We start from the raw sequence: 17,217 nt of genomic DNA, 5'->3' as shown, positions 1-17,217 counted from the left end.
TCTCTTCCTGGTAACGCAAACGTCGACAATGCTGCAGATGTCGGCACGGGCACAGAGGCACCGCGCACGTTGCTCTTTTTAATTGCGTGTTCTTGCGCTCACGCAGGAGCATGATTCATGCCTGCCCTGCCGCATACGGCGGAGCAGGCATGGTCCCTCATGGTCTTTTTGTCATGGACGCGGCAACAGGCGCACGCGAGCGTGGCGCATCTTAGAAGAGGCGCTGGTCGGCATGCCAATGCTTTGTGAGCATGTCGGCATGTTTGTTTTGCATAGTTGAAGAAAATACCAGAGAACCCTTGTCTTCAGCCTATCATGCCCCTTCGGTGCGGAACACCGCCATCGCCTCGCGCAGCACCCCGGCCTGTTGCTGCAGGCTTTCCGAAGCGGCCGCAGCCTGCTCCACCAGGGCGGCATTCTGCTGGGTAATGGCTTCCATCTGGGCGATGGCATCCGAGATCTGGGTGATCCCGTTGCTCTGCTCCTGGCTGGCCTGGGTGATCTCGCTCATGATGCCTGCCACCTGCCGCACCGATCCGACGATATCGCCCATGGTGGCACCGGCCTGGTCGACCAGTCGGCCACCGGCATCGACTTTCTGAACCGAATCACCGATGAGTTCCTTGATTTCCTTGGCGGCGGCCGCACTGCGTTGCGCCAGCGAGCGGACTTCGGAGGCCACCACCGCAAAACCGCGGCCCTGCTCACCGGCGCGGGCCGCTTCCACTGCGGCGTTGAGCGCGAGGATATTGGTCTGGAAGGCAATGCCGTCGATCACGCCGATGATCTCGACGATGCGCCGCGAACTCTCCCGGATCTGCGTCATGGTGGTGACCACACCATCGACCACGATACCGCCCTGCTCGGCCAGTCGTGCGGCGGAACCGGCCAACTGGTCGGCCTGGCGGGCGTTCTCGGCATTGTTCTGGACTGTCGAGGTGAGCTGCTCCATGGCGCTGGCGGTTTCCTCCAGGTTGGAGGCCTGGGCTTCGGTCCGGCGCGAGAGATCGGCATTGCCCAGGGCGATCTCGCCGCTGGCATGCTGCATCAGCTCAACACTGCTGCGCACCTGCATGACGATGCCGCCCAGACTGCGGGTCATGGCATTGAGCGAGCCCAGCAATTGCGCCGATTCGTCGCGGCCCTGCACCGGGCTGCGAGCGGTCAGGTCGTAACTGGCCACCCGCCCGGCCAGCGCCACCGAGGCTTGCAGCGGCCGGGTGACCGAGCGTGTGATCAGCACGCCCAGCCAGGCCGCCAGCAACGCCAGCAGGAGGATGGCGGCCAGCACCGTGAGTTGCTCGCGGCGCAGGGCAGCGTTCTGTTGGTCCAGCCGGGTCGCCAGCACTGCCGTGACCTCCGCGATGGTCTTGAATTGCACGTCGATGGCCTGGGTAAAGCGCTGGAAATACGTCTGCGCGTCATAGCCCGGCTCCTGCGGCAGCAGTACCTGCTCGCGCGCCAGCTTGATGACCTCCTGACCCAGCTGACCGGCGCTGGCCATGCTGCTGCCCAGTTGCGCCTCCAGTGACGGACTGGCGATGACGGCTTTGGCGAAGGCCTTGCGGGCCATGTCCAGGCGATCCTGGGCGCGCTCCAGCAGGGCCACCAGTTCCAGACGGTCCTCGCGACGGACTTCCTTCTTCAGCAACAGGGTGGCGCCGCGCGCACGGGCGCGGCCCAGATCCTCGGTCACGCCCGGCATGGCGATGAAGGCCGCATTGATGAGCTGGGTACTGTCGAAATCAGGATCGACGGTGTAGCGATAATGATCGAGCATGCGATCGTTGAGATCGAACAAGGCCATGATCACTGCACTATGGGCGGCAAAACTGCGGGGCGCCGTCAGTTGCCGGGCGGCCACCGCATCGCGCACCTTGACCCAGGCATCGCGCTGCGCCATGAACAGCGTCACGGCTGCCGGATCGGACTGCTGCAAGCCCTGCAGGTCCGGCAACAGCGCCTGCAGGGCCTGGTCGACTTCCCCTGCCTTGGCCTGGCGCGCCGCTTCGGTCTGCTGCGCACCGTTGAGCACTACGGCGGACATGCCGCGATGCTGCTGCAGCAGTTGCAGGCTGCGCAACAGGCGCTGGATGGGCTGCACACCCGCGATCTCTTCCTGCTTGAAGCGGATCACCCGTTCGCTGCTCTGTAGATACAAAGCGGTGGGCACGCCAAAGAGCAACATGCCCAGACCGCCCAGCAAGGCAAACTTCTGCCACAGTTTCAGATTGGCAAGCAATGTCCTCATATCCCCCTCCTGTTCGTTTGTTTTCGTCTGCTCGATGCCTCGGCGTCGTCACCGTAAATCCACCTGTACACGTGACTTTTAGGTCGAGCAAAAACCGTTCCAACGATGCGAACCATGCGCTGCCAGCTGGCCAGCGACGACGCCGGACGGCAGGAAAACGCAGGACAAAAAGGAGAAGATCAGGAGTCGACAGCACACGCAACCGCCCTGGGGCGGCCGCGTCTGCGCCAGGGATCAGCGGCTCTCGCGCAGCGGCTTGATGGTGGCGGCCTGGTCCGGCGCACTGCGGTGCGCCAGGTGCAGATGCTGCAGGAACTGTTGGGTCGCGGACTCCCAGGAGCGCGTCGCCGCATGGGCGCGCACGGCTTCATGGTCCAGCTTCAGGGCTTGCAGGCAGGCTTGATGGAGATCGTGGCGCAGCACACCGGAGACACCGTTGTCGACCACATCGATGGGCCCTTCGACAGGATAGGCCGCCACCGGGATGCCACAGGCCATGGCTTCCAGCAGCACCAGGCCGAAGGTATCGGTCTTGCTGGGGAAGACGAAGACGTCGGCGCAGTTGTAATAGGCCGGCAATTCATCATGCCCCTTGGCGCCCAGGAAGCGCACTTCCGGATAGCGTGCCGTCAGGTCTTCCAGTTGCGGGCCGTCGCCGACCACCCACTTGGTGCCGGGCAGGTCCAGCTTGAGGAAGGCTTCGATGTTCTTTTCCACCGCTACCCGGCCGACGTACAGAAACAGCGGGCGATCGATGCAGGCATGGTCTTCCGAGGCCGGACGGAAGTGGCTGGTATCCACGCCCCGCCCCCACAGGACAACGTTGCGGAAACCCTCTTCTTCCAGCGCCGTCTTCATGGCCGGTGTCGGCACCATGATGGCTTCGGAACGCCCATGGAACCAGCGCAGCAGGCCATAGGTGATGGCCTTGGGCAGCAGCTTGCGCGCGGCCAGGTATTCCGGGAAACGGGTGTGATAGGCGGTGGTGAAACTGAGCTTGTGGCGCACGCAGTAGCGCCGCGCCGCCAGTCCCATCGGCCCTTCGGTGGCAATGTGGATGCAGTCCGGCTGGAAGGATTCGAGCGCCGCCGCGATGCGGGCATAGGGCTTGTAGGCCAGGCGGATTTCCGGATAGGTCGGGCAGGCGAAGGTGCGGAAGTCGCGCGGCGAGAGCAGCAGCACTTCATGGCCGAAACCGCGCAGGCAGCGCACGGTGGAGCGCAAGGTGTTGACGACGCCGTTGACTTGCGGCTCTCCGGCGTCGCTGATGATGGCAATGCGCATAAACTATATAAACAATATAAACGATATGATTCGCGATGAACCGACCAACCTCAGACGGTGGCCAGTTCGCGTGCGGCCTGGCGCGCTTCCTTGCCGGCGCGTTTCTTCTGCATGATTTCCTGCCAGGTCACCAGACGCAGTTCGCCGTTCGGCTCTTCCACCAGGGCCGACAGGCTCTCCACCCAGTCACCATCGTTGCAGTAGACCACACCGCCGATGTCGCGGATCTCGGGCTTGTGGATGTGGCCGCAGATGACGCCATCCAGTCCCTTCTTCTTGGCCTCGTCGGCCAGTGCATCTTCGAAGGAGGTGATGTAGTTCACCGCATTCTTGACCTTGGATTTGAGGTACTGCGAGAGCGACCAGTACGGCAGCCCGGCACGGGCACGCCAGCTGTTGAACCACTGGTTGAACTTGAGGATCATGGTGTAGAGGCTGTCGCCCACATAGGCCAGCCACTTGGCGCAGGCGATCACGCCATCGAAGCGGTCGCCGTGCAGCACCAGCATGCGCTTGCCTTCGGCGGTCACGTGCACCAGTTCGTCGCGGATCTTGATGCCGCCGAAATCGAGGTCGATGAACTGACGGATCACTTCGTCGTGGTTGCCGGGCACGAAGATGACATTGGTGCCCTTCTTGGCTTTCTTCAACACGGTCTGCACCACGTTGTTGTGGGACTGGTCCCAGTACCAGCGACGCTTCAACTGCCAGCCGTCGATGATGTCACCCACCAGATAGAGGGTCTCGGACTCGGTGGCACGCAGGAACTCCAGCAGGCGCTCGGCCTGGCAGCCGGTGGTGCCCAGGTGGATGTCGGAAATCCAGATGGTGCGAAAGCGCAGCGGATCGCGCTTGGCTTCGTCATCACCGGCGTCTTGGTCGGGACCCAGGTCGGCGAACAGCCCCTGGGCTTTTTCCATGAACTGTTCGCGTGGCTTCATGCGGTCCTCGAATCCTTGAGGTAGTGGCGGGCATAGCGGCTGTCGAGCTTGGAGAGCGGCAGCAGCAGGAAGAAATCGGCCGAGTGGAAATCAGGATCCCAGGCCGGTTCGCCGCACACCCAGGCACCGCTGCGCAGGTAGCCACGCAACAGCGGCGGGATCTGCGGTTCGACGCCGGCCTGGCGGTCTTCCAGCGGGAAGGGCAACAGCGGCGTGACGCGATAGTCCGGCGGGGCCAGGTTCTTCTCGCGGAAAGCGTGGTAGAGCGCAGCAGCATTGTGGCCACCATCGGCCAGGCTCACGCTGGCGCAACCCATCAGGTATTCGCAGCGTTCCTTGCGCATGTAGGCAGCAAGACCCGCCCACAGCATCATGATGACGCCGCCGCTGCGGTAGTCCGGGTGGATGCAGGCACGGCCGGCTTCGGCGATGACGCCGCGGATGTTGTCCAGGCGCGAGAGATCGAATTCCTGTTCCGAGTAGAACTTGCCCATGCGGCGCGCACCGTGCGGGCTCAACACGCGATAGGTGCCGACCACCGAAAGGGTCTTGCTGTCGCGCACGATCAGGTGATCGCAGTAGTCGTCGAACTCATCCTTGTCCAGGCCTTCCGGGTTGGCCAGGGCCGACAGGTTCATCGCTTCGATGAAGACCTTGTAGCGCAGGCGCTGTACTTCGCGCACTTCTTCCGGGGTGCTCGCCAGGCTCAGATTGAGCTTGGCAAAACTCGGATTGGCATCGGCAGGAATGGTAAGCAGTCTCATGCATTGTCCTTTGTGGTGATGTTTGAAGGAGACCTTGGAAGACTTCAGCCAGGTCAGCCAAACAACATAAGCGAGCTCGACCGACCTGCCTCCGGTATCCCCCTCAGAATTGCGGCTGTCTCGAATGAAGACGAAGAATTGATTGATAATTTTCGAGAAACAGCCGATGTCCCCGGGATAACGCTGCACAGACTAACCAGCGAATGTTTCACGCACATGACCTTTGCGGCTCTTTTGGCGGTGCAGCAACAAGAAGCTGCCCGGCGTTACAATGGCATGACAAAGCGGCGCCGGGAGACCTCCCTGTCGGGAGCAGGCGTACGCGCGAGGGCAAGGAAAACGGGTGCAAGGACGATTCGGCACCCGTGGAATCTTTCGATGCGCAGTTCATCGAAACCAGGGATTGATGGCCGCCATGCAGTGTCGAGCGCAGCAGCGCGGGCAGTCGTGGCGGCCGAGCTTTGCAATGTCCGTCAACTCGAAACATAAAGGAAGATCATGCTACTCAAGGATAAAGTCGCTCTCATTACCGGTTCGGCCAGCGGCATCGGCAAGGAAATCGCGCTCGAATACGCCAAGCAGGGCGCCAAGGTGGTCATCGCCGACCTGGCCCTGGAAGCGGCCAAGGCCACGGCTGAAGAGATCGTCAAGAATGGCGGCACCGCCATGGCCGTGGCCATGAACGTGACCGATGAAACCCAGGTCGACAAGGGCGTGGCCGATGCCGTGAACACCTATGGCGGGCTGGACATCATGATCAGCAATGCCGGCATCCAGATCATCAGCCCGGTGACCGAACTGTCGCTGGAGAACTGGCGCAAGATGCTGGCGATCCACCTCGATGGCGCCTTCCTGACCACGCGCGCGGCCATGAAGGCCATGATCAAGCAGGGCCGTGGCGGCTCCATCATCTACATGGGCTCGGTGCACTCGCACCTGGCCTCGCCGCTGAAAGCACCCTACGTCACCGCCAAGCACGGCCTGCTGGGCCTGGCCAAGACGGTGGCCAAGGAAGGCGCCAAGGACAAGATCCGCACCAACGTCATCTGCCCCGGCTTCGTACGTACCCCGCTGGTGGAAAAGCAGATCCCCGAGCAGGCCAAGGAGTTCGGCATCAGCGAAGAGGAAGTCATCAAGAAGATCATGCTGAAGGACACCGTGGACGGCGAATTCACCACCACCCAGGACGTGGCCCAGACCGCCGTGTTCCTGGCGGCCTTCCCGACCAATGCCCTGACCGGCCAGTCGGTGGTGGTCAGTCATGGCTGGCATATGCAGTAAAGTTCGCCTGCCCTGACGCCCCTCTCGAAGCCGCCGTCGCACCTGCCCGGCGGCTTTTTCTTGCTGCCCGCAAACACGGATGTCAGGCAAATCTATTCAGCTCACACCGATACCATGTGAAAGCAATAGCGTAAATCCGGCTATCGAAGTCCGCTATCATGCGAGCATTGCCCGTCCTCGTCCGCACCATGACCCAGCCCTCTCTGCCGCCTGCTGACACTGCCGCCTCCCTGGCGCAGCTGCATCTGCGCAGCTATCGCGACGAATCGCTGGCGCACCGGCATGATTTTGCACAACTGGTGCTCCCGCTGGCGGGCCGCCTGGCGATGGACATCGCCGGCCGCGAAGGTCTGGCCGATACCGCCACGGCCGCCTTCGTCGAGCCCGGAGCCCGCCATGCCACCCGTGCGGGCGGTGAGAATCGTTCGCTGGTGCTGGACCTGGCCCCGGCCACGGTCAGCAGCCTGCAACTGGAGGTGCTGGCGCAACGCCCTTTCCTGCCCTTGTCGGCGGCAGCGGGAAGGCTGGTGGAATTCATGGCCGTCACGCTGACACATACGCGCCCGGCCGACACGGTGCTGCAGCATTGGGTGCCTTTGCTGCTGGATACGCTCACGCAGCAGCCGCCCCGCACGCTCTCGCGGCTGCACCTGATGCTGGCGCGCGTGGAGGCGCGGGCAGAACATCCGTGGACGGTGGCACAGATGGCCGAGCTGGCGGCGATCTCGCCGAGCCGCCTGCATGAATGGTTTCGTGCTCAACTGCACACCTCGCCGCGCGCCTGGCTGGCCGAAGTGCGGGTAGCCCGGGCTTGCCAGCTGCTGCGCACGAGCAGCCTGCCGCTGGCCCTGATTGCCCAGCGCTGCGGCTATGGCGATCAGAGCGCCATGACCCATGCGCTGCGCAAGCTGCGCGGCACCACCCCGTCGGCCTATCGGAAGGCTTGCCTGTCCTGAGGGCGGCCGCTCTTGGCCGAGGCCCGCAGGCACTGGCTGAAGTAGCCGGCAAAGTGGGCGTAATCGGGCGTAGTCAACCCTGCCGTCTTGGCGCGATCATCCCAGCGCCGCAACCTGACCGCCTCCTCTGCATAGGGCCGGTCAATGAACGCCGCAGCCTGTTCCACATCGAAGATCCCGCCCTGCAATTGCAGGCTGCGCACCGAATCGGCGGAGAGCTGCGCGAAGTAATCCGGATCGGTGGCGCACAGGTAGCGCTTGGCATCCACATGCAGCGCGATGGGGACCAGCACGGCGTCATCGAACAGGCCGCGCAGGAAGGGCAGCACGCGGTACTGGTGCAGGTCATCGATACCGGCCAGGGTAGGCGTCTGGCCCAGGTCTTCCAGCAGATGGCCGAGATCGTGCAGGAGACTTGCCACGATCAGGCTGGGGGCCGCACCCTCCCGCTCTGCCAGCCAAGCTGATTGCAACGCATGCTCCAGTTGCGTGACCGGCTCGCCGGTGTATTGGGTGTGACCGTGCCGCGTGAACAGCACGGCGATGTCGTCCAGGCTCAGAGCCATCATGCGCCTCGCAGGTGAAGAAAAGTCCGAACGCCACTATAGACGCTGCAACGGCGCACTCCATGACATCTCCATGACATGCGAATACGCAAAGAAAAACGGCGAGCCTTGCGGCCCGCCGTCCCTCATCGCTTCACTGCTTGATTGCTTGATTGCTTACTTCTTCAGATCATAGCGATCCAGATCCATCACCTTGACCCAGGCCGCCACGAAGTCCCTGACGAACTTTTCCTTGGCGTCGGCGCTGGCATAGACCTCGGCCAGGGCGCGCAGCACGGCATTGGAACCGAACACCAGGTCGACGCGGGTACCGGTCCACTTGACGGCGCCGCTCTTGCGGTCGCGGCCTTCGAACTCTTCCTGGGCGGGCGAGGTGGATTTCCACTCGGTCCCCATGTCCAGCAGATTGACGAAGAAGTCATTGGACAGCACACCAACCCTGGACGTGAACACGCCCTTGGTGCTGCCACCGACGTTGTTGCCCAGCACGCGCAGGCCACCGACGAGAACCGTCATTTCCGGCGCGGTCAGGGTCAGTTGCTGTGCCTTGTCGATCAGCATGTCTTCGGCACGCACGGCATAGCGCTGCTTCTGGTAGTTGCGGAAGCCATCGATGACAGGTTCCAGTGGCTCGAAGGAGGCCACGTCGGTCTGTTCCTGCGAAGCATCCACGCGGCCGGCGCTGAAGGGAACGGATACGGCCACACCAGCATCCTTGGCCGCCTTTTCGATGGCAGCACTACCGGCCAGCACGATCAGGTCAGCCAGCGAGACCTTCTTGGCACCCTGGTTGAACCCGGCCTGAATGCCTTCCAGCACCTTCAAGACCTTGGCCAGCTGGGCCGGCTGGTTGGCGGCCCAATCCTTTTGCGGGGCCAGGCGAATGCGGGCACCGTTGGCACCGCCACGCATGTCACCGCCACGGAAGGTGGAGGCCGAGGCCCAGGCGGTCGAGACCAGCTCGCTCACCGACAAGCCCGACGCCAGAACCTTGCCCTTCAATGCCGCAACATCCGCCGCGTCGATGGGTGCGGCCTCCGCCTTGGGCAGCGGATCTTGCCAGATCAGTTCTTCGGCCGGCACTTCCGGACCGAGGTAGCGCGAACGCGGGCCCAGATCGCGGTGGGTCAGCTTGAACCAGGCGCGGGCGAAGGCATCGGCGAACTGGTCGGGGTTTTCCAGGAAGCGGCGCGAGATCTTTTCATAGGCCGGATCGAAGCGCAGCGACAAGTCCGTCGTCAGCATGGTCGGACGTACCGGCGCACCGCCATGGGCATGCGGGATCACCGCATCGGCGCCCTTGGCCACCCACTGGTGCGCGCCGGCCGGGCTCTTGGTCAGCTCCCACTCATAGTTGAACAGGTTCTCGAAGAAGTAATTGCTCCACTGGGCCGGGGTCTGGGTCCAGGTCACTTCCAGGCCGGAGCTGATGGTGTCGCCACCCACGCCGCTGCCGAAGCTGCTCTTCCAGCCCAGGCCCTGGCTTTCCATCTCCTCGCCTTCCGGCTCACGACCCACGTGCTTGGCATCGGCTGCACCGTGGGTCTTGCCGAAGGTGTGGCCACCGGCGATCAGGGCCACGGTTTCTTCATCGTTCATCGCCATGCGGGCGAAGGTTTCGCGGATGTCATGGGCGGCGGCCACCGGGTCGGGGTTGCCTTCCGGGCCTTCCGGGTTCACGTAGATCAGGCCCATCTGCACAGCTGCCAGCGGGTTCTCCAGGTTGCGCCCGGTGGGGGCGGTGCGGCTCTGCTCATTGCCGTGACGGTCGGCGTCGGCGGTGATTTCGCCGTGGGCAGCGCCGGCCTTGCCACGGCCGTAGCGGTCATCGCCACCCAGCCAGGTCGATTCGGTTCCCCAGTAGACGTCCAGATCCGGTTCCCACACATCCTTGCGACCACCGGCGAAACCGAAGGTCTTGAAACCCATGGTTTCCAGCGCCACGTTGCCGGTCAAAATCAGCAGGTCGGCCCAGGAAATCTTGTTGCCGTATTTCTGCTTGACCGGCCACAGCAGGCGGCGCGCCTTGTCCAGGTTGACGTTGTCAGGCCAGCTGTTGAGCGGCGCAAAACGCTGCTGGCCACGGCCGGCACCGCCACGACCATCGCCGATGCGATAGGTGCCGGCACTGTGCCAGGCCATGCGGATGAACAGCGGACCATAGTGACCGAAGTCAGCCGGCCACCAGTCCTGCGAATCAGTCATCACCTTGGCCAGGTCAGCCTTGAGCGCCGCCAGGTCCAGGCTCTTGAAAGCCTCGGCGTAATTGAAATCCTCACCCATGGGGTCGGACTTGGAAGAATGCTGGGCCAGCAGATCCACGCGCAGCTGCTTGGGCCACCAGTCACGGTTGCTGGTGCCGCCGCCGGCGGTGTGGTTGAAGGGGCACTTGGCTTCATTGGACATTGCGTTCTCTCCTGTTGATCGACCCGATGGTCATGACGCCCGGACCGGGGGACGGGCATCCTGTGGCCACTACCAGACTGACTGGCAAATGGCGGCTTGATGATTCGGCAATAGACTGGCTGCGTTCTGCTACGGCACCATGACGCCGTACTGCGGGGCCAGCTTCGCCTTGTCCCGGTCATGCTTGCGAAGAACCATTAATGTAATTCATCAAAAACAATCAGGTGATTGTCTTTTTGTATAACGCCGGTCAATAAATCCAATCCCAATCCTTCAGAATTTGTGACTCAACAGTGTAGCCAAAGGCAAACCCTTCTGCAGGGCACGCCATTTGCGCGTGCACCCAACCGCCCATCCTGAGGCTTGCACTCGGAACAGGATGCCCCGTGAGGAAATGCGAATGTTCGCGATGAACATTGCCCCTGAGTGCAATCCTCTCAAGCCAAGCAGACGCAGCCGCGCCACGAGAAAATACGAGTTTCATGACGATTCAGGTCAACCGATACGAATATGAATCGTTGTTGAGTCGCTGCCCTGGCACCGGGCTGCCCTCATTTTTCCCACATTACAAGAACCATCATGACGGAAGCCACCGAAAACCTGGAACACGCCGAGCACGCCCATGCCTCCGGCAACAAGAAGCTGGCCCTGCTCATCGCCATCCTGGCGTTGGTGCTGGCCGTTACCGAAACCCTCTCCAAGTCTTACCAGACCGAGGTCATCCTGAAACACCAGGAGGCGGCCAACCTGTGGTCTTTCTTCCAGGCCAAGTCGGTCCGTGGCAATGCGGCGCAACTGGCCAGGCAGCAGCTCACGCTGCTGGGCAATCCCAAGGATGAGCGCATCAATGCGGCCGTAGCCAAGCTCGACGATGCCATCGCCCATTACGACAGTGACGAGAAGAGCGGTGAAGGCAAGAAGGAGCTGTCCCACAAGGCGCGCGCAGCCGAACACGAGGCGCATGCCTATATGGAGAAATACGAGAAGATGGAAATGGCCGCCGGCATGCTGCAAGTGGCCATCGTGCTGGCCTCGGCCACCATCATCACGGGGGTGGCGGTACTGGCCTATCTGTCCATGGGTATCGGCGTGGTGGCGCTGGCCTTTATCGGTGCAGGACTGTTCGGCTCCGTGGTCTGAACGGCTGGACCGTTTGCAGGCAAAGACGCCGGCCACGTGTCGGCGTTTTTCTTTCGTACCCGATCGCAACAAAACCGTAGCCTGCAACAATCCTTGGCCGTGCGGCTGCGGCATACTGCCTCCCTTTGCAATATGGCAGGCGTTGATCCCGATGCGTTCCAACCCGATTCTGCAAGGCATTTTCTATGGCGCGCTGGCCGGCGCCGCCTGGGGCCTGGTCTTCCTGGCACCTGAACTGACCCGCGCCTTCTCTCCCTGGCAACTGACCGCCGGGCGTTATCTCGCCTACGGCCTGTTCGCCGCCCTGCTGATCGCCCCGCGCATCAGAAAACTGCTGCCCCATTTGGGCCGTGCCGAATGGCGTGCGCTAGTGTGGCTGAGCCTCTTGGGCAATGTGGTCTATTACGTATTCCTGGCCAGTGCCGTGCAACTGGGCGGCATGGCGATGACCTCGCTGGTGATCGGCTTCCTGCCGGTGGCGGTGAGCATCATCGGCAGCCGTGGTCACGGTGCCGTCTCGCTGCGCAAGCTGGCCCCCTCACTGGCCCTGGGCCTGGCAGGCATTGCCTGCGTGGCCTGGCAGTCGCTGGCCGGGGCGGCTGGGGGCGATATGAAGGAAAGTGTCATCGGCTTCTTCTGCGCCCTGGCCGCATTGGCCTCCTGGACCACTTATGCGGTGGGTAACAGCCGCTGGCTGGGACGCCTGCATGAAGTTTCTGCACATGATTGGAATCTGCTGATCGGCGTGGTCACGGGGCTGCTGTCGCTGTTCATCGCCGTACCGGCCTTTACCGTGATGCTGCAGCCGCATCCGGGCGATCAGTGGATGCACTTCGTGGCGGTCTCGGCCGGGGTGGCGATCTTCGCCTCGCTCTTCGGCAATGCCTGCTGGAACAAGGCCAGCCGCCTGCTGCCGCTGACCATGATCGGGCAGATGATCCTGTTCGAGACCTTGTTCGCCCTGCTCTACGGCTTCCTGTGGGAACAGCGCTGGCCGACGCTGCTGGAGATCGCGGCCATGGTGCTGGTGAGCGTGAGTGTCTTGCTGTGCGTGTCGGCGCACCGGGTCGATGAGGGCGGCGGGCACTGACGCCCCGCGCCCTGCCCGCGCTACGGCTGCACGGCAGGCTGTTCGGCCAGCTTCTTCAAGACGTGTGCCGCGGCCACCAGGCCGAAGGTGGCCGTAACCACCATGGCCGAGCCGAAGCCGGCGCAGTTCAGACCGGTCACGCCGGCTTGCGTGCTGTCGGCGGCGTCCTCGCCCACATCCATGTCTGCTGCCGGAAGAACTTCACAGGCTTCACCTTCGGCCAGTTCCGGAAAGCGCAGCGGTTCGGTGGAGAACACTGCGTCGATGTGGAATTTGTTCTTGGTCCCGCGCGGGAAACCGTGCTGTGACCGCAAACGCTTGCGCACCTTGGCCAAGAGCGGTTCCTGCTCGGTGCGGCAGAGGTCGCGGATTTCAATCCGGGTCGGATCGATCTGCCCGCCCGCACTGCCGATGGTCACCATGGGCATGCCGTGGCTGCGGCACCAGGCGATCATGGCCACCTTGGCCGGCACGTTGTCGATGGCATCGATGACGTAATCGAAACGACCTCCTCCCAGCATCTGCTCGACGTTCTCCGGATCGACGAAATCCTCCACCTCGGTGACCACGCAGCTTGGATTGATCAGGCGGATGCGTTCATGCAGCGCCGTCACCTTGGCCTGGCCCAGCGTGGTGGTCAAGGCATGGATCTGGCGGTTGACGTTGGATTCGGCCAGGTTGTCCAGGTCGATCAGGGTCAGGTGGCCGATGGCGCTGCGCGCCAGCGCTTCGACGATCCACGAGCCCACCCCTCCTACCCCGACCACGCAGACGCGCGCCTGGCGGAAGCGTTGCAGGGCGGCGGCGCCATACAGGCGGGCGACGCCGCCGAAGCGACGTTCATGGTCGATATCGTTCAGATCGATGGATGTGCTCATGTTCAAACTTCAATGCAGTGTTATCGGACCTGTCCACTCCGGAAGGGCCTCTCATGAAAAAGGGCCGCAGCGTCAACGCGGCGGCCCTTTTTGCGTCGTACGACAATCCTTGAATCAGACCACCGCGCCGCCGTTCTCGTCCTTGACCTTGACCGGCTTGATCAGGTCTTCGCGCTTCACCCCCAGCCACATGGCCAGGGCGGCGGCCACGAACACCGAGGAATAGATGCCGAACAGGATGCCGATGGTCAGCGCCAGGGCGAAGTAGTGCAGCGTCGGGCCACCGAAGAAGAACATCGCCAGCACCATCATTTCAGTACTGCCGTGGGTGATGACGGTACGCGACATGGTACTGGTGATGGCGTGGTTCAGTACTTCCGGCGTGGACAGCTTGCCGAAACGACGGTCGCGGAAGGCTTCGCGCACACGGTCGAACACCACCACCGATTCATTGACCGAGTAACCCAGCACGGCCAGAATCGCCGCCAGCACGGTGAGCGAGAACTCCCACTGGAAGAAGGAGAAGAAGCCCAGGATGATGACGATGTCGTGCAGGTTGGCGATCACCGCCGCCACCGCGAACTTCCATTCGAAGCGGAAGGCCAGGTAAATCACGATGCCCAGCACCACCATGGCCAGCGCCAGCAGGCCGTCGTGAGCCAGTTCGTCACCGACCTGGGGACCGACGAATTCCACGCGCTGCAGGCGCACGTCCGGATCATCGGCGCGCAGGGCGGCGTTGACCTTCTCGCTCTGCTGGCTGGCGTTCACGCCGGCCTGTGCGGGCAGGCGGATCATCACGTCCTGGGCGGTGCCGAAGCTCTGCACCAGGGTATCGCGGTAACCCAGTCCTTCGATGGACTTGCGGATCTTCTCCAGGTCGGCCGGCTTGTTGTAGGCCACTTCCATGACCGTGCCACCGGTAAATTCAATGGAGAAGTGCAATCCCTTGGAGAACAGGAAGAACACCGCGGCCACGAAGGTCAGTGCCGAGATCGCATTGAAGATCAGGGCATGACGCATGAAGGGAATGTCTTTTTTGATGCGGAAAAATTCCATCACTATCCTTTCGGTGCCGGCCCCGTCGTCATCGGGGAGGCCGGCTCAAAATCTGGCTGTGCTGCTATGTCGTGGTGTGGCCGTGCTTACTTGGCGTTGCGCTTGGCCGAGGCCTTGCCGGAGGTGGTCAGCGCCTCGCCCTGCGGCTTCCAGATCTGGCCGATGGCCAGGCTGGACAGACGCTTCTTGCGGCCATACCAGAGGTTGACCACGCCACGCGAGAAGAACACGGCCGAGAACATCGAGGTCAGGATGCCCAGGCAGTGCACCACGGCAAAGCCGCGAATGGCGCCGGAACCGAAGATCAGCAGCGCCAGACCGGCGATCAGGGTGGTCACGTTGGAGTCCAGGATGGTCGCCCACGCACGGTCAAAACCGGCGGCAATCGCTGCCTGCGGCGAATTGCCGGCGCGCAGTTCTTCACGGATGCGCTCGTTGATCAGCACGTTGGAGTCGATCGCCATACCGAGCGCCAGTGCGATAGCCGCAATACCGGGCAGGGTCAGCGTCACCTGCAGGGTCGACAGCAGCGCCACCAGCAGCAGCACGTTCACCGACAGTGCCAGGGCGCTGAAGAAACCGAACAGCTGGTAGTAGATGACCATGAAGATGGCCATGGCCACGAAGCCATACAGCACCGAATCAAAGCCCTTCTTGATGTTGTCGGCGCCCAGTTGCGGGCCGATGGTGCGTTCCTCGATGATTTCCATCGGTGCGGCCAGGGAACCGGCGCGCAGCAGCAGGGCCAGGTCGCTGGCGGCTTCGGGCGAACCCATGCCGGTGATCTGGAAGCGCGAACCCAGTTCGGAGCGGATGGTAGCCACCGTCAGGACTTCGCCCTTGCCCTTTTCGAAGAGCACGATGGCCATGGCCTTGCCCACCTTGTCACGGGTGGCTTCGCGCATCTTGCGGCCGCCGTCGCCGTTCAAGTCAATGCTCACCGCCGGCTGGTGGTTTTCATCGAAGCTGGCCGAGGCGTTGGAGATGTAGTCGCCGGTCAACACCGGTTCCTTGTTGAGCACCACGGGCGCGCCCTTGCCAACCTTGAACAGTTCGGAGCCGAACGGAATGGCCGAGGTTTCCTCGGTGCCGCGCACTACGCTTTCATCGACCATGCGCACTTCCAGGGTGGCGGTACGGCCGATGATGTCCTTGGCGCGCGAGACGTCCTGCACGCCCGGCAGCTCGACCACGATGCGGTCGGCGCCCTGGCGCTGGATCAGCGGCTCGGCCACGCCCAGCTCGTTGACGCGCTTGGACAGGGTGCTGATGTTCTGCTTGACGCCATCTTCCTGGGTCTGCTTCAGGGCTTCCGGACGCAATGTCGCGACCAGCTTGAGGTCATCGCCGCTGCCGGCGTCGGTCAGCAGCATTTCCTGCAGCTCGCCCAGGGCGGCGCGGGCCTTGTCGCGGGTATCGGCATCGCGGAAGGAAATCTCGATGCTGTCGCCCACGCGGTTGATGCCGCTGTGGCGGATGTTCTTGTCACGCAGCAGGCTGCGCACGCTCGCTTGCAGGCCTTGCAGGCGCTTGTTCAGGACTGCCTTGATGTCGACCTGCATCAGGAAGTGCACGCCGCCGCGCAAGTCCAGACCCAGGTACATCGGGAAGGCATGCAGACTCTGCAGCCATTGCGGGGTATTGGGCAACAGGTTGAAGGCGACGATGTAGGTCGGGTCGCTGGGGTCGGTATTGAGTTCCTTTTCCAGCAGGGCCTTGGCCTTGAACTGGATGTCGGTGCTGGCGAAACGGGCGCGCACCGAGGGCTGCGAACCGCTGTTGTCGAACGCCACACTCTCTGCGCCGAGATTGCCTTGTTTCAGGATCTGATCGACGCGGCCGGCCAGGGCCGGCTCGACCTTCAGAGTCGACTTGCCGCTGCTGATCTGCACCGCGGGAGATTCGCCGAAGAAGTTCGGGACCGTATAGATCACGCCGAACAGCAGGGCCAGGACGATCAGTGCGTATTTCCAGAGAGAGTAACGATTCATGGTCTTGTGCTTCTTGCTTGCGGGAGAGGGAGGCAGGGACCTGCCGCCCTGTTCAGAACCGGCGCGCGCAACCGGAGGACGCCGCGCGCCGTTCTAACGACATGGGCGCATCAGCGATGCGCCCATGGGTTCGCCGGTTCAGGCCGGCCAACCGGTACGGCCGGATTACAGGCCCTTGATGGTGCCCTTGGGCAGCAGGGTGGTCACGGCGCCCTTTTGCACGACGACTTCAGTGCCTTCGGCGACTTCGATGGTGATGTAACCATCGGCCACCTTGGTGATGCGACCCAAGAGACCGCCCGAGGTGACGACTTCATCGCCCTTGCCCAGTGCGTCCATCATGGCTTTCTGTTCTTTCTGACGCTTCATCTGCGGGCGGATCATCAGGAAGTACAGGACCACGAACATCAGGATGATCGGCAGGAAGCTGGCCAGGTTGCCCATCGCGCCACCAGGGGCTGCTGCGGCCGTTTGCGCGTATGCGTCGGAAATAAACACGTAAGGCTCCAAAGGTTGATTGAAAAATAGCCCTGCATTCTAGCACTGCGCAGGCACCAAACCGCCAAATCGGGATGTATTGCCTCAGATCAAGGGGAAGCCAGGCAAAATC

The 17,217-nt window shown here is 62.8% G+C and carries 15 protein-coding genes; 4 read left to right on the top strand and 11 right to left on the bottom strand.

Going from position 1 to position 17,217, the window contains the following annotated elements; genetic code table 11:
- Positions 1–313: 313 nt before the first annotated feature.
- The 4 genes from HWE01_RS19425 to HWE01_RS19410 all read right to left on the bottom strand — a co-directional run bounded on the left by HWE01_RS19425 (position 314) and on the right by HWE01_RS19410 (position 5,240).
- Entirely contained in the window at positions 314–2,251 is a 1,938-nt protein-coding gene (locus HWE01_RS19425; RefSeq protein ID WP_241822609.1) for a methyl-accepting chemotaxis protein, read from the bottom strand.
- 234 nt (positions 2,252–2,485) lie between these two features.
- The gene (locus HWE01_RS19420) at positions 2,486–3,535 is read right to left on the bottom strand and encodes a glycosyltransferase family 4 protein (protein ID WP_241822608.1); all 1,050 of its coding nucleotides are present in this window, start codon (positions 3,533–3,535) and stop codon (positions 2,486–2,488) included.
- A 50-nt stretch (positions 3,536–3,585) separates the two neighbouring features.
- Positions 3,586–4,476 carry a UDP-2,3-diacylglucosamine diphosphatase gene (locus HWE01_RS19415; protein WP_241822607.1) on the bottom strand — a complete coding sequence of 297 codons (891 nt, stop codon included), beginning with the start codon at positions 4,474–4,476 and terminating at the stop codon, positions 3,586–3,588.
- On the bottom strand, positions 4,473–5,240 hold the full coding sequence (locus HWE01_RS19410) for a GNAT family N-acetyltransferase (protein ID WP_008326596.1): 768 nt from the start codon (positions 5,238–5,240) through the stop codon (positions 4,473–4,475). The genes HWE01_RS19415 and HWE01_RS19410 overlap by 4 nt, the downstream gene beginning before the upstream one ends.
- Before the next feature lie 498 nt (positions 5,241–5,738).
- On the opposite strand from HWE01_RS19410, the gene HWE01_RS19405 reads away from it, so the two are divergent.
- Together HWE01_RS19405 and HWE01_RS19400 are read left to right on the top strand one after the other, a co-directional pair.
- Positions 5,739–6,521, top strand: a complete 783-nt coding sequence (locus tag HWE01_RS19405; RefSeq protein WP_241822606.1) for a 3-hydroxybutyrate dehydrogenase — start codon at positions 5,739–5,741, stop codon at positions 6,519–6,521.
- A gap of 188 nt (positions 6,522–6,709) precedes the next feature.
- Positions 6,710–7,477, top strand: coding sequence for a helix-turn-helix transcriptional regulator (locus HWE01_RS19400; RefSeq protein ID WP_241822605.1), 768 nt, complete (start codon positions 6,710–6,712; stop codon positions 7,475–7,477).
- On the opposite strand, the gene HWE01_RS19395 is transcribed toward HWE01_RS19400, so the two are convergent.
- The 3 genes from HWE01_RS19395 to HWE01_RS19385 all read right to left on the bottom strand — a co-directional run bounded on the left by HWE01_RS19395 (position 7,453) and on the right by HWE01_RS19385 (position 10,933).
- The gene (locus HWE01_RS19395) at positions 7,453–8,043 is read right to left on the bottom strand and encodes a phosphonate degradation HD-domain oxygenase (RefSeq protein ID WP_241822620.1); all 591 of its coding nucleotides are present in this window, start codon (positions 8,041–8,043) and stop codon (positions 7,453–7,455) included. The genes HWE01_RS19400 and HWE01_RS19395 overlap by 25 nt on opposite strands.
- Positions 8,044–8,199: 156 nt before the next feature.
- Positions 8,200–10,449, bottom strand: a complete 2,250-nt coding sequence (gene katG, locus HWE01_RS19390) for a catalase/peroxidase HPI (protein ID WP_241822604.1) — start codon at positions 10,447–10,449, stop codon at positions 8,200–8,202.
- Between the two features lie 250 nt (positions 10,450–10,699).
- The gene (locus HWE01_RS19385; protein ID WP_241822603.1) at positions 10,700–10,933 is read right to left on the bottom strand and encodes a hypothetical protein; all 234 of its coding nucleotides are present in this window, start codon (positions 10,931–10,933) and stop codon (positions 10,700–10,702) included.
- Between the two features lie 95 nt (positions 10,934–11,028).
- On the opposite strand from HWE01_RS19385, the gene HWE01_RS19380 reads away from it, so the two are divergent.
- Positions 11,029–11,589 carry a DUF4337 domain-containing protein gene (locus tag HWE01_RS19380; RefSeq protein WP_175344114.1) on the top strand — a complete coding sequence of 187 codons (561 nt, stop codon included), beginning with the start codon at positions 11,029–11,031 and terminating at the stop codon, positions 11,587–11,589.
- A gap of 151 nt (positions 11,590–11,740) precedes the next feature.
- Positions 11,741–12,679, top strand: coding sequence for a DMT family transporter (locus HWE01_RS19375; protein ID WP_008326588.1), 939 nt, complete (start codon positions 11,741–11,743; stop codon positions 12,677–12,679).
- Between the two features lie 20 nt (positions 12,680–12,699).
- Here the strand turns inward: HWE01_RS19375 and tcdA are convergent, their stop codons facing one another.
- The 4 genes from tcdA to yajC form a co-directional block, all read right to left on the bottom strand.
- Positions 12,700–13,557: a tRNA cyclic N6-threonylcarbamoyladenosine(37) synthase TcdA gene (gene tcdA / locus HWE01_RS19370; protein WP_008326586.1), complete on the bottom strand. Its 858-nt coding sequence runs from the start codon at positions 13,555–13,557 to the stop codon at positions 12,700–12,702.
- Positions 13,558–13,671: 114 nt separating this feature from the next.
- The gene (gene secF, locus HWE01_RS19365; RefSeq protein ID WP_008326585.1) at positions 13,672–14,616 is read right to left on the bottom strand and encodes a protein translocase subunit SecF; all 945 of its coding nucleotides are present in this window, start codon (positions 14,614–14,616) and stop codon (positions 13,672–13,674) included.
- Between the two features lie 86 nt (positions 14,617–14,702).
- Positions 14,703–16,607 (bottom strand): protein translocase subunit SecD, encoded by a 1,905-nt coding sequence (secD, locus tag HWE01_RS19360; RefSeq protein WP_241822602.1) that lies wholly within the window; start codon positions 16,605–16,607, stop codon positions 14,703–14,705.
- 165 nt (positions 16,608–16,772) lie between these two features.
- Entirely contained in the window at positions 16,773–17,051 is a 279-nt protein-coding gene (gene yajC / locus HWE01_RS19355; protein WP_008326581.1) for a preprotein translocase subunit YajC, read from the bottom strand.
- Positions 17,052–17,217: the final 166 nt, after the last annotated feature.

This window comes from Herbaspirillum sp. C7C8 (assembly GCF_022627875.1).
Lineage (GTDB): Bacteria > Pseudomonadota > Gammaproteobacteria > Burkholderiales > Burkholderiaceae_D > Herbaspirillum.
This window is presented reverse-complemented; position numbering and strand designations above follow the sequence as displayed.